Origin of the sequence: Bradyrhizobium sp. CCGB01, from assembly GCF_024199795.1 — a bacterium.
In the GTDB taxonomy this organism is placed as follows: Bacteria; Pseudomonadota; Alphaproteobacteria; order Rhizobiales; family Xanthobacteraceae; genus Bradyrhizobium.
Genome location: NZ_JANADK010000001.1, coordinates 173,923 through 196,724, shown reverse-complemented (window position 1 = coordinate 196,724; position 22,802 = coordinate 173,923). Strand labels below are relative to the sequence as shown.

The 22,802-nt window shown below is 65.6% G+C and carries 20 protein-coding genes; 7 read left to right on the top strand and 13 right to left on the bottom strand.

Annotation, left to right across the window (positions count from 1 at the left end; genetic code table 11):
• The first annotated feature begins 55 nt into the window (after positions 1-55).
• Together dapF and mtaB are read left to right on the top strand one after the other, a co-directional pair.
• Positions 56-931: a diaminopimelate epimerase gene (gene dapF, locus NLM25_RS00815; protein WP_254135687.1), complete on the top strand. Its 876-nt coding sequence runs from the start codon at positions 56-58 to the stop codon at positions 929-931.
• Positions 931-2,184, top strand: a complete 1,254-nt coding sequence (gene mtaB / locus NLM25_RS00810; RefSeq protein ID WP_254135686.1) for a tRNA (N(6)-L-threonylcarbamoyladenosine(37)-C(2))-methylthiotransferase MtaB — start codon at positions 931-933, stop codon at positions 2,182-2,184. Before dapF ends, mtaB begins: the two co-directional genes overlap by 1 nt.
• A 122-nt stretch (positions 2,185-2,306) precedes the next feature.
• Here mtaB and NLM25_RS00805 read toward each other — a convergent pair whose 3' ends face one another.
• Both NLM25_RS00805 and NLM25_RS00800 read right to left on the bottom strand, forming a co-directional pair.
• A complete protein-coding gene (locus tag NLM25_RS00805; RefSeq protein WP_254135685.1) occupies positions 2,307-3,416 on the bottom strand; it encodes a DUF2336 domain-containing protein in 1,110 nt (369 codons plus the stop codon).
• Between the two features lie 230 nt (positions 3,417-3,646).
• The gene (locus tag NLM25_RS00800; RefSeq protein WP_254135684.1) at positions 3,647-4,348 is read right to left on the bottom strand and encodes an RluA family pseudouridine synthase; all 702 of its coding nucleotides are present in this window, start codon (positions 4,346-4,348) and stop codon (positions 3,647-3,649) included.
• A gap of 209 nt (positions 4,349-4,557) precedes the next feature.
• Here NLM25_RS00800 and ftsY point away from each other — a divergent pair, with 209 nt between their 5' ends.
• Together ftsY and NLM25_RS00790 are read left to right on the top strand one after the other, a co-directional pair.
• Complete coding sequence (gene ftsY, locus NLM25_RS00795; protein WP_254115034.1) at positions 4,558-5,502, top strand: signal recognition particle-docking protein FtsY; 945 nt, start codon at positions 4,558-4,560, stop codon at positions 5,500-5,502.
• Positions 5,503-5,504: 2 nt separating this feature from the next.
• A complete protein-coding gene (locus NLM25_RS00790; RefSeq protein ID WP_254115035.1) occupies positions 5,505-6,107 on the top strand; it encodes a septation protein A in 603 nt (200 codons plus the stop codon).
• A 103-nt stretch (positions 6,108-6,210) separates the two neighbouring features.
• Here the strand turns inward: NLM25_RS00790 and NLM25_RS00785 are convergent, their stop codons facing one another.
• The 7 genes from NLM25_RS00785 to ccmA all read right to left on the bottom strand — a co-directional run bounded on the left by NLM25_RS00785 (position 6,211) and on the right by ccmA (position 12,633).
• Complete coding sequence (locus NLM25_RS00785; RefSeq protein ID WP_254135683.1) at positions 6,211-7,959, bottom strand: Dyp-type peroxidase; 1,749 nt, start codon at positions 7,957-7,959, stop codon at positions 6,211-6,213.
• Positions 7,956-9,323: a hypothetical protein gene (locus tag NLM25_RS00780; protein WP_254135682.1), complete on the bottom strand. Its 1,368-nt coding sequence runs from the start codon at positions 9,321-9,323 to the stop codon at positions 7,956-7,958. The genes NLM25_RS00785 and NLM25_RS00780 overlap by 4 nt, the downstream gene beginning before the upstream one ends.
• Before the next feature lie 164 nt (positions 9,324-9,487).
• Positions 9,488-10,069 (bottom strand): DsbE family thiol:disulfide interchange protein, encoded by a 582-nt coding sequence (locus NLM25_RS00775; RefSeq protein ID WP_254135681.1) that lies wholly within the window; start codon positions 10,067-10,069, stop codon positions 9,488-9,490.
• 10 nt (positions 10,070-10,079) lie between these two features.
• A complete protein-coding gene (gene ccmD, locus NLM25_RS00770) occupies positions 10,080-10,265 on the bottom strand; it encodes a heme exporter protein CcmD (RefSeq protein ID WP_254115037.1) in 186 nt (61 codons plus the stop codon).
• A complete protein-coding gene (locus tag NLM25_RS00765) occupies positions 10,262-10,993 on the bottom strand; it encodes a heme ABC transporter permease (RefSeq protein ID WP_254135680.1) in 732 nt (243 codons plus the stop codon). Before NLM25_RS00765 ends, ccmD begins: the two co-directional genes overlap by 4 nt.
• A gap of 91 nt (positions 10,994-11,084) precedes the next feature.
• Positions 11,085-11,753: a heme exporter protein CcmB gene (gene ccmB, locus NLM25_RS00760; RefSeq protein ID WP_061880182.1), complete on the bottom strand. Its 669-nt coding sequence runs from the start codon at positions 11,751-11,753 to the stop codon at positions 11,085-11,087.
• A gap of 277 nt (positions 11,754-12,030) precedes the next feature.
• Positions 12,031-12,633, bottom strand: coding sequence for a heme ABC exporter ATP-binding protein CcmA (gene ccmA, locus NLM25_RS00755; RefSeq protein WP_254141087.1), 603 nt, complete (start codon positions 12,631-12,633; stop codon positions 12,031-12,033).
• A gap of 244 nt (positions 12,634-12,877) precedes the next feature.
• On the opposite strand from ccmA, the gene acnA reads away from it, so the two are divergent.
• From acnA to NLM25_RS00740, 3 genes are all read left to right on the top strand, one after another.
• A complete protein-coding gene (gene acnA / locus NLM25_RS00750; RefSeq protein ID WP_254115041.1) occupies positions 12,878-15,598 on the top strand; it encodes an aconitate hydratase AcnA in 2,721 nt (906 codons plus the stop codon).
• Positions 15,599-15,829: 231 nt separating this feature from the next.
• Positions 15,830-16,606 (top strand): thioredoxin family protein, encoded by a 777-nt coding sequence (locus NLM25_RS00745; RefSeq protein WP_254115042.1) that lies wholly within the window; start codon positions 15,830-15,832, stop codon positions 16,604-16,606.
• 587 nt (positions 16,607-17,193) lie between these two features.
• Entirely contained in the window at positions 17,194-17,565 is a 372-nt protein-coding gene (locus tag NLM25_RS00740) for a DUF2794 domain-containing protein (protein ID WP_254135679.1), read from the top strand.
• 96 nt (positions 17,566-17,661) lie between these two features.
• Here NLM25_RS00740 and NLM25_RS00735 read toward each other — a convergent pair whose 3' ends face one another.
• From NLM25_RS00735 to NLM25_RS00720, 4 genes are all read right to left on the bottom strand, one after another.
• Positions 17,662-18,192 carry a GNAT family N-acetyltransferase gene (locus NLM25_RS00735; RefSeq protein ID WP_254135678.1) on the bottom strand — a complete coding sequence of 177 codons (531 nt, stop codon included), beginning with the start codon at positions 18,190-18,192 and terminating at the stop codon, positions 17,662-17,664.
• Between the two features lie 227 nt (positions 18,193-18,419).
• Entirely contained in the window at positions 18,420-19,211 is a 792-nt protein-coding gene (locus NLM25_RS00730; protein ID WP_254115045.1) for a Bax inhibitor-1/YccA family protein, read from the bottom strand.
• 271 nt (positions 19,212-19,482) lie between these two features.
• Positions 19,483-22,053: an ABC transporter permease gene (locus NLM25_RS00725; RefSeq protein WP_254135677.1), complete on the bottom strand. Its 2,571-nt coding sequence runs from the start codon at positions 22,051-22,053 to the stop codon at positions 19,483-19,485.
• Positions 22,050-22,772: an ABC transporter ATP-binding protein gene (locus NLM25_RS00720; protein ID WP_254135676.1), complete on the bottom strand. Its 723-nt coding sequence runs from the start codon at positions 22,770-22,772 to the stop codon at positions 22,050-22,052. Before NLM25_RS00720 ends, NLM25_RS00725 begins: the two co-directional genes overlap by 4 nt.
• Positions 22,773-22,802 lie beyond the last annotated feature (30 nt).

Sequence of the window (22,802 nt, the reverse complement as noted above, 5' to 3'; positions counted from 1 at the left end):
ACTGGCCAAGCCGGCAAGGATCGCCATATAAGGCAGGCGAAATTCGGGAATTTTCATGAGCGCGCTGGCCAACCACGCATTTGCCAAGATGAACGGCATCGGCAACGAGATCGTCGTTGTCGACATGCGCGATTCCACGGCAAAGGTGACACCGGACGACGCCCGCGCGGTTGCGTCGGCGCAAGGCGGCGTGCCCTACGACCAGCTCATGGTGCTCCAGAGGCCGCGGTTCGACGGCACCGAAGCCTTCATCAGCATCTACAACAATGACGGCTCCGAGGCCGGCGCCTGCGGCAACGGCATGCGCTGCGTGATGCGGCGCATCTTCGAGAAGAGCGGTCAGACCACGGCGACGTTCGAGACCGCTGCCGGCCTGCTCAACGCCTGGCAGGGGCCGGCGCCCGATCTCTACACCGTCGACATGGGCGCGCCGAAATTCGGCTGGCAGGACATTCCGCTGGCGGAAGAGTTTCGCGACACCCGCTACATCGAATTGCAGATCGGGCCGATCGACAATCCGATCCTGCATTCGCCGTCGGTCGTGAGCATGGGCAATCCGCACGCGATCTTCTGGGTCAATGACGTCAACGCCTACGATCTCGAGCGTTTCGGTCCGCTGCTGGAAAATCACCCGATCTTCCCCGAGCGCGCCAACATCACGCTGGCCCAGATCGTCGATCGCGAGCACATCACGATGCGCACCTGGGAGCGCGGTGCCGGCCTCACCAGGGCCTGCGGTTCGGCGGCCTGCGCGACCGCGGTTGCGGCTGCGCGTCTGAAGCGCACCGAGCGCAATGTCGAGATGACGCTGCCAGGCGGCAAGCTCGGCATCGAATGGCGCGAGCGCGACGACCATGTGCTGATGACGGGCACCGCGACCTTCGAATATGAAGGCAATTTCGATCCGGCGCTGTTCGCGCCGGTCGGCTGATGGCCGTCGACATCGTCACCTTCGGCTGCCGCCTCAATGCCTTTGAGGCGGAGGTCATCCGCCGCGAGGCCGAGGGCGCGGGGCTTTCCGACACCATCGTCATCAACAGCTGCGCCGTTACCAACGAGGCGGTGGCGCAGGCGCGTCAGTCGATCCGCAAATTGAAGCGCGAGCGGCCCGGTGCGCGCATCGTCGTCACCGGCTGCGCGGCGCAGACCCAAAGCCGGATGTTCGCCGACATGGCCGAGGTCGACCGCGTCGTCGGCAATGACGACAAGATGCGCGGCGAAGCCTGGCGCGAGGCGCGTGCCGCTTTCGATCTCGGTGCGAACGAAAAAATCGCCGTCAGCGACATCATGTCGGTGAAGGAGATGGCGCCGCATCTGATCGACGGTTTCGCGAGCGGCCTGCCGCGCGTGTTCGTGCAGGTGCAGAACGGCTGCGACCATCGCTGCACCTTCTGCATCATCCCCTTCGGCCGCGGCAATTCGCGTTCGGTGCCGATGGGCGCGGTTGTCGATCAGGTGCGGGCGCTTGTTGCGCGCGGCCATGCCGAGATCGTGTTGACCGGCGTCGATCTCACCAGCTACGGCGCCGATCTGCCCGGCGCGCCGAAACTCGGCATGCTGACCAAGCAGATCCTGCGGCATGTGCCGGAGTTGAGGCGCCTGCGCATCTCTTCGATCGATTCGATCGAGGCCGACAACGATCTGCTCGACGCCATCGCCGACGATGCGCGGCTGATGCCGCATCTGCATCTGTCGCTGCAATCCGGCGACGACATGATCCTGAAGCGCATGAAGCGGCGGCATTCGCGCAGCAATTCGATTGCGTTCTGCAACCGGGTGCGCCGCCTGCGCCCGGACATCGCCTTCGGCGCCGACATCATCGCGGGCTTTCCGACCGAGACCGAGGAGATGTTTTCGCGCTCGCTGGATCTGGTCGAGGAATGCGGTCTGACGTTCCTGCACGTCTTCCCCTATTCCCCGCGCCCCGGCACGCCGGCCGCGCGGATGCCGCAGGTTGCGGGGCCAGCGATCAAGGCGCGTGCGAAGCGGCTGCGTGAGGCCGGTGAGGCGGCGTTGCGGCAGCGGCTGCAAGCCGAAGTGGGTGCGACGCGCGATGTGCTGATCGAGAGCGAAGGGCAGGGACGCACGGAGCATTTTCTGCCGGTGGCGATTGCGGGTGGGCGTGTGGGGAGTGTTGTGGCGCTGACGATTGCCGGGAGTGATGGCGTGCGGCTGACTGCATAGACGGTGTCGTCGCCCGGCTTGACCGGGCGACCCAGTACGCCGCGGCTTCTCCGCATCTCAGGAACGTCTCTGGAATACTGGATCACCCGCTTTCGCGGGTGATGACAGCGGAATGTGTGGCCCTACGACGCTCGCACCTGCCAGAACCGCAGCGTCCGCCGCGCATTCTCCGGCGTCATCCTTGCGTAATGTCCCTGCGCCCTCGCGATGTCCGCCGGCTTCATCGCGCCGGTGGCGAAACGGCTTTCGAGCACGGCGACGGTGGTTTCCCAGCTGAGCTGCGCCGCCTTGCACGGCACCAGCAGGCCGTCCTCGCGCAGGCTCTGCATCAGCGGGCGAATCACTTCGACGGTCGACCCGGACAGCGCCGCCAGGGCAGCCACGGCTTCCTCGTAGCGCCGCTGCGTGGCGAAGCCGAGCAACGTTGCTTCGGTCAGCTGGCCCGCGGCCTTGAGATTCGCAATCGCCCGCTTGGCGCCTTCGAAGTCGCGGACGCCCGACATCTCGCGCTCGACGCCGACGGTCACGGCGGCGATGGCAGTCTGGATTTCCTCGAACAGATGCGGCGGGGCGCGCGACAGCAGGCGGGTCCGCACGGCATCCGTGGCCGAGCGCAGCAACTGGCGGCGCAAGTCGGACGGCAGGTCGACGCGCACGCCGACGCTCACGGCGAGCTCGGGGTCGGCCTCGGCCTGTCCGACGATGACGGCAAACCCCTTGCCGGAGACGCGCGCGCCGGGATTGGCGGCAAGCCGCCGGCTGACGCTGGGATAGCGGCGCGCCAGCAAGGCATCGGTGACGATCTCCTTCAGCCACCAGCGCCCGGCGACCGCGAGCAGATGCGGCTCGCCCTTGCTGGAGGCGATCTTCACCAGCTCGCCGTCGTCGAGGCGCGCGGATTCCTGCAGCACGGGACCGGCGATGCGGATCTCGTCATTGTTGGCGAGGCGGCGCATCACGGAGGGCGGCGCCTGCGCGATCGGCGCAAGCTGCGCGCTGATCTCGGCTAGCGCAACGCGTGCACCCATGTCCGCGATGGCGCGCAGCTCGATGGTGCCGATCAGGCGCTCGAGCACGTCGTCGAACAGCGCGATCTGCTCGTCGTCAAAACTGCCGGCGGAGGAGAGGAACAGGTCGGTGACGCGGCGGGCCGTTTCGAGGCCCTTTTCCGCCGAGCCGAGCCGAATCGCGGATTCGACTTCGTCGATGATCGATAGCCCGGCCGTGGACATGACGCGTAGCTCGTCCTGAGCAGATTGACGGAAGCTTGTTCTAAGCAACCGCTATCATTAGAGACGAGCCCTGAACGTTTCGTAAACCATGGCGCGGTAGCCGGGCACTGTTCCTCATCCTGAGGAGCCCGCGCAGCGGGCGTCTCGAAGGATGGCCGCGGGCGAGATACGGCAGCGGGGCCTCTATGGTTCGAGACGGCGCTGACGCGCCTCCTCACCATGAGGGTCGCCTATTCCCCATTCCATCCGCAGGCGCGGAGCTTCTCGTGCATGTGGGGCGGCGCCGGCGCGACCACGCGGACCGGCTCCTTGTTCCGGGAGATCGGCACCACGATCTCGCGGGAATGCAGGTGCAGCTTCGGCTCGCCGAAGCGCGGGCCGTTGCCGTAAATGTTATCGCCGAAGATCGGCCAGCCGGTCGCGGACGAATGCACCCGCAATTGATGGGTTCGGCCGGTCACCGGTTCCATGGCGAGCCAGGTGAAGCCATCACCCCGGCCCATCACCTTCCAGTTGGTGATGGCCTTCTGCCCTTCCGGATCGGGCTTCTGCCACCAGCCGCGCTCGGCGTTGAGCCGGCCGAGCGGCATGTCGATGGTGCCTTCGTCTTCGGCAGGGCCGCCCTCGACCACGGTCCAGTAGGTCTTGCCGATCTTGCCGTGCTTGAAGAGGAGGCCGAGCGAGGCGGTCGCCTTGCGATGGCGCCCAAGCACGAGGCAGCCGGAGGTGTCCTTGTCCAGCCGGTGGGCCAGCACCGGGGGCCGCGGCAGGCCGAAACGCAGCGCGTCGAACGATGTTTCCAAATTGGCCCCGCCCTTGGGGCCGCGATGCACCGGCAGGCCGGCCGGCTTGTCGATGACCAGCATCAGCCCGTCGCGATGGAGCACGCGCGCCAGGATCTCATCAGCGGTCAATTCGGGAACATCGAGCAACTGCAAGACTTTCGTTTGGGAGCCGGAACGGCTAACACACCAGTGCGGTGGATTTGGCATTCGCTCAGCGCTCGCCGCGAAACGTGAAGCGAATGCCAAATCCAGGGCCGCACTGGCAACAATATTTTCTCGTGCCGCTCTTCGATTTGAAGTTCCTAACCGAACTTGCGGCAAGAGAGTAGGAACTTCAAATCGGCGGCACGAGCACCATGAACGATACCTCCGAGACCCCCAAGCTGAGCTGGTGGCGCCGGCTGTCCAACGGGCTGAAGCGCACCTCGTCCTCGCTCGGGACCGCGGTCGCCGACCTCGTCACCAAGCGCAAGCTCGACCGCGCCATGCTCGATGACATCGAGGACGTGCTGCTGCGCGCCGACCTCGGCACCCAGGTCGCGGTTCGCATTGCGGACGCCGTCGGCACGGGGCGCTACGACAAGGCGATCTCCGCGGACGAGGTCAAGGACGTCGTCGCGACCGAGGTCGAGAAGGTGCTATCGCCGGTGGCGAAGCCCCTCGTGATCGACACGGCGAAGAAGCCGTTCGTCATCCTCGTGGTCGGCGTCAACGGCTCCGGCAAGACCACGACCATCGGAAAGCTCTCGCAAAAATTCGCCTCCGAGGGCCGCAAGGTGATGCTCGCCGCCGGCGACACGTTTCGCGCCGCAGCCATCGAACAGCTGAAGGTCTGGGGCGAACGCACGAAGACGCCGGTCGTCGCCGGGGCGCAGGGGTCGGATTCGGCGAGCCTTGCCTTCAACGCGCTGACCGCGGCGAAGGAACAGGGCGTCGATGTCCTGCTGATCGACACCGCCGGCCGCCTCCAGAACAAGGCCGAGCTAATGAACGAGCTCGAAAAGGTCGTGCGCGTGATCCGCAAGGTGGATGACACTGCGCCGCATGCGGTGCTGCTTGTGCTTGATGCGACCGTCGGCCAAAACGCTTTGTCGCAGGTCGAGGCCTTCCATCGCACCGCCGGGGTCACCGGCCTCGTGATGACGAAGCTCGACGGCACCGCGCGCGGCGGCATCCTGGTGGCGCTCGCGGAAAAATTCAAACTGCCGGTGCATTTCATCGGCGTCGGCGAAGGCGTCGACGATCTCGCGCCGTTCACCGCGCGCGATTTCGCCCGCGCGATCGCCGGAATCGAAAGCTGAGAATGGACAAGACCCAGCCGCATCCGCTGTTCAAGCTTGCGACCGAACTCGGTCCGCTGCTCGTCTTCTTCTTCGTGAATGCGAAGTTCAATCTGTTCGCCGCGACCGGCGCCTTCATGGTCGCGATCGTCGCGGCGATGATCGCGTCCTATGTGGTGACGCGCCATATTCCGATCATGGCGATCGTGACAGGCGTGATCGTGCTGGTGTTCGGCACGCTGACGCTGGTGCTGCACGACGAGACCTTCATCAAGGTCAAGCCGACCATCATCTACGGCCTGTTTGCCGCGATCCTCGGCGGCGGCCTGTTGTTCGGCCGCTCCTTCATCGCCGTGATGTTCGACCAGATGTTCAACCTGACCCCGCAGGGCTGGCGCATCCTCACGCTGCGCTGGGCGCTGTTCTTCGCCGGCATGGCAATCCTGAACGAGATCGTCTGGCGCACCCAGAGCACCGACTTCTGGGTGAACTTCAAGGTGTTCGGCGTGACCCCGCTGACCATGGTCTTCGCCATCGCGCAGATGCCGCTGACCAAGCGCTACCACCTCGAGCCGGTGTCGCTGGAAGCGAGCGAGGCCGAGGCGGGGGATGTGCGGAAGGGCTAGAGCACGATCCGGAAAAGCGCGCAGCGGTTTTCCGGAAAGATCATGCTCGAACGGCGACCTGAAGCGCGACGACGATTCATCCTCATCTCATCGCGCTTTGGCGTCAGCGCTTGCCGCGCGCCTTTCGTGCCGGAGATGCCTTTCGCGCCACCTTCGGAAGATCCTTGCTCGGGCTCACACCTTCCAGCCGGTGATCGGCGGAGAGCTGGATGGATAGCGCGGGTTGCGTGCCGGCGATGACAGTTCCGAGCGCGGTGATCGAAGGGATGAAGAAGTAGCCTCCGCCGGACGCGGTCACGAATTGTCCGTCGGCCTCGACCGGCGCCTGCTGCAGTCCCTTGCCGAAAATACCGCACCTGCGCACGCCGTCTGCCGTGGCCGCGTTCTGTCCGACGATCATGTCGTGGCCACTCGGCGCCTTGGGCCGCGATTCATCGTTGATCCAGCGCGCCTGGAGGAATTCGAATTGCTCCTCGATCGAGCTTTGAATGCTCAGGAACAGCAATCCGCGCTCCGGTTCGCCTTCCACCTTCCTGGCGTAGCGATTCATCAGGGACGGGCCGAAGGGAACGCCGACGCGCAGGAGTCTCCGCTCATAGGTGGAGCTGCGTCCGCCCATATCCGAGGGAGCATCCCGCGTGTTCACCTTGCGGATGTGTGCGGCGAGCGGGCAGGTTAGTCCGACCGGGTCCGCCTTCGCCTGCGGGAACGGATCCTTGCCGCCGATGAGCTTCAAGGCATGCGTGTCGGAATCAAAGTGGAAGTGGTTGTTGGCGAACGAGTTGTTGCCCAGGTCCTTGTCGTCGCCCTCGGGTACCCGATTAACGGGCGCGCCACTCGGCCAGCGTCCGACCAGCCGGGACGCGAGCGTCTTCTCGTCCATCTTGTCGAAGCCGGGAAGGGTGGAGAGACGCTCTGCTTCGTCCCGCATCGTCCGCCAGAACAGGCCAACATCCTGCAAGAGGCGGCGATAGACCAGATAGGACCCGTTTCGCATCCACCACGGTGATGGCTCGAGGACGGGGCCAGGTATCAGCGGGTCGGGGCCCGTTTGCGGATAGCCGATGACGAATTCACCCGGCCAAACCAGATCCTGTCCCGGATAGCCACAAAGCGCGGCTGCCGGAAATTGCGATCGGTCCACATATCTGTCGGTGATGAAGTCGTCCTCTGCGTCGGATGCCCGTCCGCGAATGCCCGGTTGCGACACTCCGTCGTCGAACCCGAAGTGCTCGTGGCCGACCTCGCCCTTGACGTCGTCCCGGACATTGCCGACCTGCTGGTCGACCTTGGCGCCGGTGGCCACGAAGGCCTTCACGATCTCGTCCGCGCGCAACCGGACCGATTTCCGGTCGTCGCCGGCGACGACAACGAGAATGTCGAGCTCTTCACCGGGCTTGCCGACGCTCCAGGTCGTCGGATTGCCGGGCGTTCCCGGCTCCGCCGAGTCGCCCAGCAAGGCGGAGCGCGCGACCATGCCGTTCTTGTACGCCACGCTCGGGATCAGCGCGGCGCCGACCGCGAGATCGAACAGTCCCTGATAGCCGAAGCCGATTGCCACCAGTGGCGGGAAGATCTTCTTTTTCCGCTCGGAGGACTTGTTCTGGTCGGAGGGCTTGGCCAACTGCCGGTGCTCGCGGCGATCGCGCAGGGTATCGGCCGCGGTCGAGATGTCGGGCGTCATCTTCGCCAGAAGCGATCTGAGCCTCGCCATGTCGGGCTCTTTGCGCTGATAGCGAATGCCGAGCAGAATTTGGTGCGGTTTCAGAAAACCGGGCGCCGCAATCCCCTGGATATCGTCCATGTCGAGGCGAGGCTCGAGCGGCCAAGGCATGTTGTCGGCGTTGCTCATCGGACCCCCCTGTCGGGCCGCGCGCTTGCGAGCGTTGCGCGCGTCACCCGCTGCGCCAGTTCTCCGCTTTCATAGACGAAGGCCGGGATGGTCCCGTTGGGCACGCCCCTTCGCGCGCCGACGAAAACTTCGCGGGCCCCGACGGGATCGACGTAACCGACGCCCGGCATCGGCAGCGACGGATTGCTCATCGAGCCGATTGCCCCCGCCGCGCCAACGAGCTTGACCGTGATGCATTCGGCGATGTGTCCGCCGAAGGCGATGGGCACGCCGCCGATCGTGATGTCGGATACCGTGAACTCGTCGCCGGGCACTTCCACGACCAATCGCTCGATGAGGTGAGGCTGCCCGCGCACGATATGGACGCACTCGTCCGGAGCCATGCCGCCGGGGAATTCCCACCCGGTGAGGTCGATGTGATCCATGTAGAGCCCGACAGGATTGGCCAGGGTGACCACGGCCCCCAATCTGGCGAGCGCGTTCACGGTGGCTGCAATTGTCGGGTCGCTGTTGCGGTTGGGACCGCCCATGCCCGTTCCGGCGATGAAAGCGTCCGGATCGGTCACCGGATTGCCATGCGCATTATGATAGAGCTGGGTTGCATCGGCGCCCAGCTGGATCTCGGCAGTCAGCGCGTTGGGCGGTGCGGTCAGGTGCACGATGCCGTGCGTCGTATTCCACTTGTTGTGGGGGTTGTAGTCGCCAGGCTTCAAATTGCCGAAGGGCGAATTGATCGGCGCCTGCGCCTGCAGATCCTTCAACTCGACCTTTGGACTGACGAGCTTGCGATAGAGCTCCAGCACCAGATCCCTGGACCCCGGAAAATCGACCTTCGATCCATCCATCGTGCCGCCATACATCGCGAACCAATACTCGGGTGGTTCGGATGTGAAGCACACGCGGCGGATTCGGCCCGAATCCGGATCGCGGTCGACGTGCCATTCGCAATACTCGACCGTGGGCCGGAAAAAGATGTCATCGGGCAGGCTGACGCCGGGCTCGCCGGCGCCGGTCCGCGCCGGCACGTCCGGATTGTAGCGCCAATCATATTGATAGGCCGACATCGGCCAAAGCCGGTCGGCCTCGATCAGCGCGCGCCGCCGGCCGAAACGGCGCAGCAATTCCTTGGGAAACGCATTCCAGAGGACGGCCTGCTCGATCGTCGGACCCGGGTCAAACCGTACGGCCGAGAAAAAAGCCGGTCGAGCCGCCTCTTCCGTGACTTTCCGCAAGGCCGCGTTTTCGGTGGCGATCGAGGAATCGAACGACTCGAGAACAAATCTGTGCCAGGCCTCGCGCTGTCCCTTGATGGAATCGAAATCAGTCATCCGCGCGGGAGGGTCGTAGGCTTCGAGCAGCGCCATGCGCAATTCCTCGCTCACAAGCAATAGTCATAAAAATTCATGATGAAATCGATGGCTGGAACGGTCAGCCACTGGTGGCGAGCCTAATCCTCACCCTTTGGTTGTCAAGCGGGCTGGCGAGGATCTCGCGACGCAACGAAGGGCGCTGACAGGCCGCGACGTCTTTACTTCAACGCCTTTTCCATTTGCGGCAGCAGCACCGTGCGCAAATTGTCCGGCGTGATCGGTCCCACCAGCTTGTAGACGATGGTGCCTTCGCGCCCGACGATGAACGTCTCCGGCACGCCGTAGACGCCCCATTCGATCGAGGCGCGGCCGTTGGCATCCACGCCGACGCGGCCGAACGGGTTGCCGTAGCGGCCGAGGAAGCGGCGCGCATTGTCGGCGGCGTCCTTGTAGTTGATGCCGATGAGCTGGAAGCGCTTGTCCTTGGCGAGCTCGGTCAGGAGCGGCGCCTCGTCATGGCAGGGCACGCACCAGGAGGCCCAGACATTGACGAGGCTGACCTTGCCTTTGAACACGGCGGGATCGAGGCCCGGCACCTGCGCGTTGTCGGCCTGCAATCCCTCGAGCTGCGGCAGCGCGGTCTGCGGCGCGGGCCGGCCGATCAGCGCGGAGGGAATCCGCGAAGGATCGCCGCTGCCGAGCCGGAACCAGAACAGCAGCGCCAGGGCGATGAAGGCGAGCAGCGGCAGCACCATCAGGAAGGTGCGGCGCTGCGGTCCGGAGCTCGACTGATCGCTCATGATGGATGCCTCACGGCCGATCTGTCGCGCTGCGGCCCGAACGGCGCGTGACGCCGCTGCGGTCGAGCTCGCGCAGGCGCTCCGTCTGGCTGCGATAGTCGAGCACGATCCAGCCGATCAGGATCACGACGACGAGCGCCGCAGCGGCGTAAGACGTCACGATGAAGGACGCGTAGGGACCGAGCGACATGATCACGCAGCTTTCTGGCTCGCCTGCATCATCTGCAGCGAACGGACACGGCGGCGCAAAATCTCGTTGCGCATCGCCGCCAGATGCAGCGTGACGAACAGCAGCGTGAACGCGATTGCCATCAGCAACAGCGGAATCAGGAACGATTTGTCGAGCGTCGAGCCGCCCATGCGCATCACCGACGCCGGCTGGTGCAGCGTGTTCCACCAGTCGACCGAGAACTTGATGATCGGCAGGTTGATCGCACCGACCAGCGTCAGCACCGCGGCGGCGCGCGCCGCGCGCGAGGGATCGTCGACCGCGCGCCACAGCGCCATCAGGCCGAGATACATCAGGAAGAGAATCAGAACCGAGGTCAGCCGCGCGTCCCATTCCCAATAGGTGCCCCACATCGGCCGGCCCCACAGCGAGCCCGTGAGCAGCGCGAGGAAGGTGAAGCTGGCGCCGATCGGTGCTGCGGCCTTCGCGGCGACATCGGCGAGGGGGTGGCGCCACACCAGCGTGCCCAGCGAAGCGATGCTCATCACGCCCCAGACGAACATCGACAGCCAGGCGTTGGGCACGTGGATGAACATGATCTTCACGGTCGCACCCTGCTGATAGTCGTCGGGCGCAAGCGCGGACTGGTAGAGGCCGATGGTGAGCAGGATGACGGTCGCGGCCGCAAGCCATGGCAACACCCGCGCCGTCAGCGCGAGGAACCGTGTCGGATTGGCGAGGTCGATCAGCGTCATGGTATTCTGATAATCACAGCTAAGCGCTCAGGCAATCAGCACGAAAGCGAGCGACGAAAATTGATCGGGGTCAAGGTCAGTCGGGCCCATCTCAGTCGAGACCATGCCGCAGGCTCGCCGCCGCGGCGAAGGGGCCGACCACGAGGCTGACCAGCGACAGCGCGCACAGGATCGAGAACGGCGCGCCGAACGTCATGGGGCCGACGATCACGGCCTGCGAGGCCGCGACCCCGAAAATCAGGACGGGAATCGACAGCGGCAGCACCAGCACGGCCATCAGCAGTCCGCCTCGGTGCAGCGTCACCGCCAATGCTGCGCCAATCATGCCGGTGAAGGTCAGCGCAGGGGTGCCGGCAAGCAGCGTCAGCGCCACCGCGCCGGTGGCGACCATGTCGAGGTTGAGCAAGAGGCCGAGCACCGGGGTTGCGACAATCAGCGGCAGGCCCGCCGCCAGCCAATGCGCCAGCGCCTTGGCGGCGCAGGCGAGTTCCAGCGGCGTCCGGCTCATCGTGATCAGATCGAGCGAGCCGTCCTCATGATCGGCCATGAACAGCCGGTCCAGGGTGAGCAGGCTCGCCAGCAGTGCGCCGAGCCACAGGATCGCCGGCCCCAGCCGCGACAGCAGCGCCAGATCCGGCCCCACCGCGAACGGCATCAGCACCACCACGGTCAGGAAGAACAGCACCCCGATCAGCGCCCCGCCGCCGACGCGGAGCGCGATCCGGATGTCCCGGCGGATGAGGGCGGAGAGGGCGGTCATGCGGTGGCTCCAGTGGCGAGGCGGCCATGAGAGCCCGGCGCCTGCCCTAGGCAAACTGCGCTCCCTCCCCCCTTGCGGGGGAGGGTGGGGGAGGGGGGTAGCCCCGGGCGAGATGCTCTTTGGGGGCGAGTCGCCGGGAGCAGATCGCCCGTTGCTCGAACGCTAGAACCGATACGCCCTGCCGCGCCGCATCCCCCTCCCTGACCCTCCTCCGCAAGGGGGAAGGGAATGGAGAGAGCGAAGCCTTGCCGCTCGAAAAGCTGAGGGTCCCTCCGCTTCATGCCGCGCCCCCGATCCGCAATTCCCGCGATTCGATCCCCAGGGGGGCGTGGGTGGCGGCGATGATCAGGCCGCCGCGGGCGAGATGGTCGCGCATCAGGCGCTCGAACATGTCCTGGCCGGCCGCGTCCAGCGCCGTGGTCGGCTCGTCCAGCAGCCAGACCGGGCGGCGCACCGTCAGCAGACGGGCCAGCGACAGCCTGCGGCGCTGGCCGGCGGACAGGAAGCCTGCGGGCAGGTGGGTGGCATGGTCGAGCCCGACGATGGCGAGGCTCTCGGCGGCGTCACAGCGCTCGCCGCCAAGAAAATCAGCCCAGAACGACAGGTTTTCCTTCACGCTCAGGGCCGGCTTCAGGGCGTCGCGATGGCCAAGATAGTGGCATTGCTCCGGCAGCGTCAGCTCGGCATCGCCGCCGTCCAGCGCGATTGTCCCGCCGGCCGGAATGAGCAGGCCCGCGATCAGCCGCAGCAGCGAGGTCTTGCCCGATCCGTTGCGGCCCACGACGGCCACGGCCTCGCCTGAAACTGCCTCGAAATCGAGCCCGGAAAACACCTCGCGGCCGCCCCGCACGCAGGTCACCCCGCGTCCGGACAGCTGCATCTCGCCTTGCTTCAACCCGCTCAAAGCCAGGCCTCAGGAAAACTTGGGGTAGCGCATGGGAATTTTTGGCTCGCGAATTGCTGCGGTACGATTGTGGCTGTGGCGGCGCGGTTAGAAAGCTTCTATAAGCCCGGAACTACTTGATGCAGCAACTCAACCTGCCCCTGCAAGCGACCCAGCCGGACTCGCTGACGGTGTTAAAATACCCCTTGCCGGGTATAACTAACAATTGGGATTTTCCTACATGACCTCGCTCGACAGCTTCAAATGCAAAAAGACCCTCAAGGTCGGCGCCAAGACCTATGTCTATTACAGCCTGCCCACGGCCGAGAAGAATGGTCTGAAGGGAATTTCGAAACTCCCCTACTCGATGAAGGTCCTGCTCGAGAACCTCCTGCGCAACGAGGACGGCCGCTCGGTCAAGAAGGAAGACATCGTCGCGGTGTCGAAGTGGCTGCGCAAGAAGTCGCTGGAGCATGAGATCGCCTTCCGCCCGGCCCGCGTGCTGATGCAGGATTTTACCGGCGTGCCGGCCGTCGTTGACCTCGCCGCGATGCGCAACGCGATGCAGAAGCTCGGCGGCGATGCCGAGAAGATCAACCCGCTGGTGCCGGTCGACCTCGTCATCGACCACTCCGTGATCGTGAACTTCTTCGGCGACAACAAGGCCTTCGGCAAGAACGTTGCCGAGGAATACAAGCAGAACCAGGAGCGCTACGAGTTCCTGAAGTGGGGCCAGAAGGCGTTCTCGAACTTCTCCGTCGTGCCGCCCGGCACCGGCATCTGCCACCAGGTCAACCTCGAATATCTCTCCCAGACGGTCTGGACCAAGAAGGAGAAGATGACGGTCGGCAAGAAGACCGGCACCTTCGAGGTCGCCTATCCCGACTCGCTTGTCGGCACCGACTCCCACACCACCATGGTCAACGGTCTCGCCGTGCTCGGCTGGGGCGTCGGCGGCATCGAGGCGGAAGCCTGCATGCTCGGCCAGCCGCTGTCGATGCTGCTGCCCAACGTCGTCGGCTTCAAGCTGAAGGGCGCGATGAAGGAAGGCGTCACCGCGACCGATCTCGTGCTGACCGTCACGCAGATGCTGCGCAAGCTCGGCGTGGTCGGCAAGTTCGTCGAGTTCTTCGGTCCGGGCCTCGACAATCTCTCGGTCGCCGACAAGGCCACGATCGCCAACATGGCGCCGGAATACGGCGCGACCTGCGGCTTCTTCCCGGTCGATGCCGCCGCGATCGACTACCTCAAGACCTCCGGCCGCGCGCCGGCGCGCGTCGCGCTGGTGCAGGCCTATGCGAAGGCGCAGGGGCTGTTCCGCACCGCCAAGTCGGTCGATCCGGTGTTCACGGAAACGCTGACGCTCGACCTCGCCGACGTCGTTCCCTCGATGGCCGGTCCGAAGCGTCCCGAAGGCCGCATCGCGCTGCCGTCGGTCGCCGAAGGCTTCTCGCTCGCACTCGGCACCGAGTACAAGAAGGCCGAGGAGCCGACCAAGCGCTTTGCCGTCGATGGCAAGAATTTCGAGATCGGCCACGGCGACGTCGTGATCGCCGCGATCACGTCCTGCACCAACACCTCGAACCCGAGCGTGCTGATCGGCGCCGGCCTCCTGGCGCGTAACGCCGCCGCGAAGGGCCTCAAGGCAAAGCCGTGGGTGAAGACTTCGCTCGCGCCGGGCAGCCAGGTGGTCGCCGGCTATCTCGCCGATTCCGGCCTGCAGGCCGATCTCGACAAGGTCGGCTTCAACCTAGTCGGCTTCGGCTGCACCACCTGCATCGGCAATTCCGGTCCGCTGCCTGAGGAGATCTCGAAGTCGATCAACGACAACGGCATCGTCGCAGCCGCCGTGCTCTCCGGCAACCGCAACTTCGAAGGCCGCGTCTCGCCGGACGTGCAGGCGAATTATCTGGCCTCGCCGCCGCTGGTCGTCGCACACGCGCTCGCCGGCAGCGTCACCAAGAACCTCGCGGTCGAGCCGCTCGGCGAGGGCAAGGACGGCAAGCCGGTGTACCTGAAGGACATCTGGCCGACGACCAAGGAGATCAACGCCTTCATGAAGAAGTTCGTGACCGCGTCGATCTTCAAGAAGAAGTATGCTGACGTGTTCAAGGGCGACACCAACTGGCGCAAGATCAAGACGGTCGAGAGCGAGACCTATCGCTGGAACATGTCTTCGACCTATGTGCAGAACCCGCCCTATTTCGACGGCATGAAGAAGGAGCCGGAGCCGGTCACCGACATCGTCGAGGCGCGCATCCTCGCCATGTTCGGCGACAAGATCACCACCGACCACATCTCGCCGGCCGGTTCGATCAAGCTCACCTCGCCCGCCGGAAAATATCTCAGCGAGCACCAGGTGCGTCCCGCCGACTTCAACCAGTACGGCACGCGTCGCGGCAATCATGAAGTCATGATGCGCGGCACCTTCGCCAACATCCGCATCAAGAACTTCATGCTGAAGGGCGCGGACGGCAACATTCCCGAGGGCGGTCTCACCAAGCACTGGCCCGACGGCGAGCAGATGTCGATCTACGACGCGGCGATGAAGTACCAGCAGGAGCAGGTGCCGCTGGTGGTGTTCGCCGGCGCCGAATACGGCAACGGCTCCTCGCGCGACTGGGCCGCGAAGGGCACGCGTCTGCTCGGCGTGCGCGCCGTGATCTGCCAGAGCTTCGAGCGCATCCACCGCTCCAACCTGGTCGGCATGGGCGTGCTGCCGCTGACCTTCGAGGAAGGCACCTCATGGTCGTCGCTGGGCCTGAAGGGCGACGAGAAGGTCACGCTGCGCGGCCTCGTCGGCGACCTGAAGCCGCGTCAGAAGCTGACCGCGGAGATCGTCTCGGGTGACGGCTCGTTGCAGCGCGTTTCGCTGCTTTGCCGCATCGATACGCTGGACGAGCTCGACTACTACCGGAACGGCGGCATCCTGCACTACGTGCTGCGCAAGCTCGCGGCCTAAGCGCGAATTTGTGAACGGTGGCTCACCGCGACGTGAGTAGAAGGTTAAACGAAGGCGGCCTATCAAAAGGCCGCCTTCGCGCGTTTGCGGCATGCTTCTGTGGGCCCGCCCGGCGGAAAACCTCCCCTTGGACGGTTGCCTGGACGGATGAATGTGCTGCGCCCCGTAAGACTACGGTGACCATCAGGCGATAAGATTTCCCTTCACGAGCAATGGTGTGCGGCGTTCGACATGACAACAATGACGGCTTCTCATCTGGTTTCGCGCTGGTCCGGTGCCCTCTGGTCGGGAGCACTTGGGATCTGCGCAATCGTCGCCGTCATCCGCCCCGCCGAGGCTGATCCCCGCGCCGTGGTCGAGCTTTTCACCTCGCAGGGCTGCTCCTCCTGCCCGCCCGCCGACAAGGTCATCGGCGATCTTTCCAACGACCCGTCGATCATCGCGCTGAGCATGCCGATCGACTATTGGGACTATCTCGGCTGGAAGGACACGCTTGCGGATTCGCGCTTCTCGGCGCGGCAGCGCGCCTATTCGCGCATGCGCGGCGACCGCGAGGTCTATACGCCGCAAGTCGTGGTCAACGGTTCCACGCATGTCATCGGCAGCGATCGCGCCGGCATCGAGAGCGCGATCGGCAAGACCGACAAGGGCATGGGCGTGATGAGCGTGCCGGTGACGATGTCGCTTGCGGGCAAGCACATCAATGTCTCGGTGGCGGAGAGCAAGGAGCCGGCGGTCTCGCACGGCGAGGTCTGGATCTGCTCGATCACGAAATCGGTGCCGATCGAGATCAGCCGTGGCGAAAATCGCGGACAGCAGCTCACCTATCACAACGTCGTGCGCAATCTACTCAAGGTCGGCGACTGGAACGGACGTCCGGAAAGCTGGACGGTACCGCTGGAAAATCTCACGCGCGACGGCGTCGACGGCGCTGTGGTCTATGTCCAGGACGGCAACCGTGAAAAGCCGGGCGCGATGCTCGGCGCGGCGTACACGTCGCTGCACTGAAGCGACCCCTTCTCATCTCCCGACGCAAACACGGTCTAAATCCTCATGGTGAGGAGGCGCGTCAGCGCCGTCTCGAACCATGCAGGCCCCGCTGATGCCGCGCGGCCTCGATCCTTCGAGACGCCGCTTCGCGGCTCCTCAGGATGAGGGGAGAAAGTTTTCGCGCGGATGTTCGAAGAAGGGTGCGTCGTGCAGGAAACATCCAGCCACAAACAAAAAAGGACCAACTTGCGTTGGCCCTCCTTGTCGCGCGTACAGACCCGATCCTGACGGCCCCGGGGGGCTGGGGGCTGAGGAATCCGGAACCGAAAGGACCGGGTCAACGCACACAAGTCTTTTCGCAATGCAGGGCGGCAGGCGCTTGGCGGAAAAGAGGCGATACTATGATTCCTTCTAACGATCCCGTGACGGTTCGTCGCGACAGAGTTCCACTCCTGCGTGTGCTCCGATTCGCACCCGATTCAATGAGTTGAGTAAGGGAGCCCCTTGCGGTGCGGAACGGTTGGCGCAATCATGCAACTGTCATGATCCGCGGTTCCGGGGACGGTCTTCGCGGGCGCGATCATGCTGATGCGACAGGAGCCGCCATGGGTGTGACGTCGGAGGATGCCGATCCGAGCGGACAGCGTGCAGTGGCGCACCCCGCCGCTGCGAACGCCCAGCCGAACCGGGTGACGTTCAACCGGCTCGAACTGCACCGCATCCTCAATCTCTACGGCCGCATGGTCGCCGACGGCGAGTGGCGCGACTATGCCATCGACTTCCTGAAGGACCGCGCCGTGTTCTCGGTGTTCCGCCGCGCCTCGGAGGTGCCGATCTATCGCATCGAGAAAGACCCGCGCCTCGCGCGCAAGCAGGGCATGTACAGCGTGATCTCCGCGACCGGCCTGATCCTGCGCCGCGGCCACGAGCTCGAGCGCGTGCTGCTGGTGATCGATCGGAAGCTGGCGGTGGTGTAGCCGCCGTCCGTAGCCCGGATGAGCGAAGCGACATCCGGGACCTTGCTTGCAGCGTTCCCGGGTATCGCTGCGCTCACCCGGGCTACGAGACCGCCCCTACTTCCCCGGCACCGTGCTCGCGCCCTCGCCGAGGTCGCGCTGCATCATCACCGTGTCCAGCCAGCGGCCGAATTTCAGCCCGACACTGGGATGCGTGCCGATCATCTTGAAGCCGCCGCGCGTGTGCACGCCGATCGAGCCGGCATTGGCGGAATCGCCGATCACCGCGATCATCTGGCGGAAGCCGCGCGCCTCGCATTCCGTGACCAGCCGGTCCAGCAGCAACGAGCCGATGCCGCGGCGGTGGAAGCTGGGGTCGAGATAGATCGAGTTCTCGACCGTGAAGCGGTAGGCCGGCCGCGGCCGGTAGGCGCCGGCATAGGCGTAGCCGGCCACGCGACCGTCGAGGATGGCGACGAAATAGGGATAGCCGCCATCGACCAGCGCGCGGTAGCGGCGCGTCATTTCAGTGAGGTCGGGCGGCTCCAGCTCGAACGTCGCGGTGCCCTCGCGGACGGCCTGCTGGTAGATGGCGGTGATGGCGGGAAGGTCGGCCTCGGTTGTAGGCCTGATTTCAGGTGCGGACATAGGGGAAGATTAGAGCCTTCCCGCGGCCGCTGGAAGGCCCACCGGCGCCTCCACCCCCGTCATTGCGAGCGCAACGAAGCAATCCAGAGATGCATCCGCGGTGGGACTCTGGCTTGCGTCGTCGCAAGGGCTCCTCGCAATGACGGCGCGTGTGGGACGAGCCCCGGCCCAAACAAAAACCCCGGCCTCCCGGCCGGGGTTTGCGTCCGTTCCCTCAGGTCCAGCGCTTAGTCGCGCTGGCCGAGGAGCTGCAGGAGCAGCGTGAACAGGTTGATGAAGTTCAGGTACAGCGACAGGGCGCCGGTGATGGCCGCACGCTCTGCGATTTCACCGCCGGCCGAAGCGTAGCCGTAGATGTAGTCGTTCTTCAGCCGCTGGGTGTCCCAGGCGGTGAGGCCCGCGAACACCAGCACGCCAACCACCGACACGATGAACTGGAGCAGCGAGCTGCCCAGGAACAGGTTCACCAGGCTGGCGATGATGATGCCGATCAGGCCCATGAACAGGAACGAGCTCATCCCGCTCAGGTCACGCTTGGTGCTGTAGCCGTACAGGCTCAGTGCACCGAACGTGGCGGCCGTGATGAAGAACACCCGCACGATCGAGGTGTGCGTGAACACCAGGAAGATCGACGACAGCGAGATGCCCATCAGCGCCGCGAACACCCAGAACAGGATCTGCGCGGTCGAGGGGGCGAGACGGTTGATGCCCGCCGAGATCACGAACACCATTGCGAGCGGCGCGAGCATGAACAGCCACTTCAGGGGGCTGACGAACATCGCGTAGCCAAACGGCGTCAGGAACAGCTTGCCGACGCGGACCGCTTCCGGGGTCGGAACGTCGGTCACGGCGGCCATATAGACGCCAAGCGCGGCAAGGCCGGTGATGGCCAGGCCGATGCTCATGTAATTGTAGATGCGCAGCATGTAGGCGCGCAGGCCGGCATCGACCGTCGCGGCGTCAACACGCCCGGCGGCCCTGCCGAAAGGAGAAGCGTAGTTACGGTCTAGGTCCGACATGGTCGAATTCCCGTTGGTTGGCCCGGTCCGGCATGAGGGTCGCCATGCCGCCGGTTCGTCAAATTCTATCTCGGATACCGGTGTGCGCCGACATTAAATTTGGCTCACAATCGGGGGTCCGAACCCATTGGATATGTGGGAAACTAACACATTCGCTGCAACCGTCCACGCGCGGCTGAATGTCGCCCTCGCCCGCAATCCTGACGAGCAGGCGTGGTTAATCGCTGGAATCGTGCAATTCCGACATTGCGCGGCTACCCGCTACCATTTGTCACAAATTCCGCAACACCGTGGCGGGCTTTTTGTTCAAAGCCAGCAGCGTCCCGGCGAGCCCAAGTCCGACCGTGACGACCAGGGCGGCCGCGACCACGCCGGCCGCGCTGCCGGCCTGCCAGACGAACGTCAGCGTCATCAGCCGCGTCACGATCATCCAGGCCGCGATGCTGCCGGCGATCACGCCGAACACCGCGGTGGCGAGGCCAATCAGCAGGTATTCGAGGGCATAGGCGCCGAGCAGCCGCAGCCGGGTCGCGCCCAGGGTCTTGAGGATCACGGCATCGTAGACCCGGTGGCGGTGGCCGGCGGCGAGTGCCCCGCCCAGCACCAGGATCGCCGAGATCAGGGTGATCGCGCTGGCGCCGCGGATCGCCAGCGCCAGATTGGTCACGACCGAGCCGACCGTCTCCATCACCTCGCGCACGCGCACGCTCGTCACCATCGGATAGGTGTCGGCGACTTGCCTGATGATCCTGCCGTCGCCGGCCGCATCGCCGCCGGCCTCGGTCAGCGTCGCGATATGGGTGTGCGGAGCGCCCTTGAAGGCGTTCGGCGAGAACACGAGAACGAAATTGATGCCCATCCCCTGCCAGTCGATGGTGCGCAGATTGCCGATTCTGGCCGGGATGTCGCGGCCGAGCACGTTGACCACGACCTCGTCGCCGAGCTTGAGGGCGAGCCCGTCGGCGATCTTCTTCTCAATCGAGACCAGCGGCGGGCCGGAATAGTCGGCCTTCCACCATTCGCCTTCGACCACCTTGGAGCCCTTCGGCAGCTCCGCGGTATAGGTCAGGCCGCGGTCGCTTTGCAGCACCCACTCCGAATCGGTGGTGGGCTTGAGCTCCTCGGCGCGGACGCCGCGCGCACCGACGATGCGCCCGCGCAGCATCGGCACGTCCTCGACCGTCGCGCCCGGCGCGATCTGGCGCAGATAGCCGTCGAACTGCTCGGCCTGCGTGCTCGGGATGTCGATGAAGAAGAACGACGGCGCGCGGTCCGGCAATGCCGCGAGGAATTGCCGGCGCAGATTGCCGTCGATCTGGGTGATGGTGACGAGCACCGCGAGCCCGAGCCCGAGCGACAGCACGACGGAAGGCGTCAGCGCGCCCGGCCGGTGGATGTTGGCGATCGCAAGCCGCAGCATCGGCAGGCGGGTGCGCGGCAGCCGCCGCGCGATTCCCATCAGCAAGGCGGCAATGCCGCGGAGCAGGGCGAACACGACGACCGAAGAGGCCACGAACACCGCGGCGATGCGCTTGTCGAAGGACAGTCCGATCACGACCGCGATCAGCAGCGCCACCACGGCGGCCATGAACACGAGATAGCCCAGGCGCGGCCGGTGCCATTCGGAGCTGATGGTGTCGCGGAACAGCGCCGCCACCGGCACGTCGTGCACCCGCCCGAGCGGCCACAGGCCGAAGGCCAGCGCGGTCAGCAGGCCATAGACGAAGGACAGCGCCAGCTCGTCGGCATGCACGGCCGGCACCACCGGCAGCGGCAGCAGTTTGCCGAACAGGCCGACGATGGCGAAAGGCATGGCGGCGCCGAGCGCAAGCCCGATCACCGAGCCGATTCCGGCCAGCAGGAGGACCTGCGCCAGGTAGATGCCGAACACGTCGCGCCCGGTGGCGCCGACGGCCTTGAAGGCCGCGATGACCTCGAGCTTGCGGTCGATGTGGCTCTTGACGGCATTGGCAACGCCGACGCCGCCGACCAGCAGCGCGGCGAGGCCGACCAGCGTCAGGAATTGCGTGAAGCGGCTGATGTTGCGCTCGAGCTGCGGCGAGGCATTGGAGCGGCTGCGGACCTCCCAGCCGGCCTGCGGCGCCGCGTTGCGCGCATCCGCGATGAAGGCCTCCGTGGCGCGCTCGCTGTTGCCGGTATCAGGCAGCTTCACCCGGTAGACCCAGCGCACCAGGCTGCCGGGCTGGATCAGGCCGGTGGCGCGCAGGCCCGCCTCGCTGATCAGGAAGCGCGGCCCGAAGCCGATGCCGCCGGCGAGCTTGTCGGGCTCGGCTTCGACGGTGCTGCGGATCTGGAACGTTGCGCTTCCGATGGTGACGCGGTCGCCGGTCTTCAGCGACAGCCGCGCCAGCAGCGTCGGATCGGCGGCGGCACCGAACGCGCCGTCGCGCATCGCGAGCAGATCGGACATCGCTAGCTGCGGCGCCAGCGTCAGCTGGCCCAGCATCGGATAGGTGTCGTCGACCGCCTTCATCTCGACCAGCGCGAGCTTGCCGTCCGCTGAGCGCGCCATGCCGCGCAAGGTGGCGGCGGTCGAGACGGTGCCGCGCGAGCGCAGGAAGGAGACCTCTTCGGGCTTCGCCTCGCGCTGGAACAGCGCGAAGGAGACGTCGCCGCCGAGCAGCGTGCGGCCCTCGCGGGCGAGACCGTCGGAGAGGCTCGCCGAGACCGAGCCGACGCCGGCGATGGCCATCACGCCGAGCGCGATGCAGGCGATGAAGACATAGAAGCCGCGCAGGCCTCCGCGCAATTCGCGCAGCGCGTAGCGCAGCGACAGCGCGACGGCGTTGGGCCTCGCGAACGGTTCAGCCGCGACGCTCATGCCGGCGCGGACTGGGTGTCGATGCGCCCGGAGCGCAGGCGGATGACGCGATCGCAGCGATGCGCGAGCGAGGAATCGTGCGTCACCAGCACCAGCGTCATGCCGCGCTCGGCATGCTTGCCGAACAGCAGATCGACGATCTGTTTTCCCGTGGCCTCGTCGAGGTTGCCGGTCGGCTCGTCCGCGACGAGGATCGCGGGATCGGGCGCCAGCGCGCGGGCCAGTGCGACGCGCTGCTGCTCGCCGCCCGACAGCTGGGTCGGATAATGATGCAGGCGGTCGCCGAGCCCGACCGATTGCAGCTCCTGCGCCGCGCGTTTTGCAGCGTCCGGGTTGCCGGCGAGCTCGAGCGGCACGGCGACGTTCTCCAGCGCCGTCATGGTCGGGATCAAATGGAAGGACTGGAAGACGATGCCGACCTGGCGGCCGCGGAAGCGGGCCAGCGCGTCCTCGTCGAGGGCATTGAAAGGCGTGCCATTCACCACCACCTCTCCGCTATCAGGACGCTCCAACCCCGCCATCACCATCAGCAGCGTGGATTTGCCCGAGCCTGACGGGCCGATCAGGCCGATCGTCTCGCTACGGCCGACCCGCAGGCTGATATCCTTGAGGATGTGAACGCGTGCCGCGCCCGTACCCAATGAAAGATTGACGTTGGAGATGGCGATGGTGTCCGGCGCGGTGCCGGCGAGCGAAGAGGTTTCGATGCGAGTGTCCATGGTCCGGTCATATGGCAACTCCGCACACGC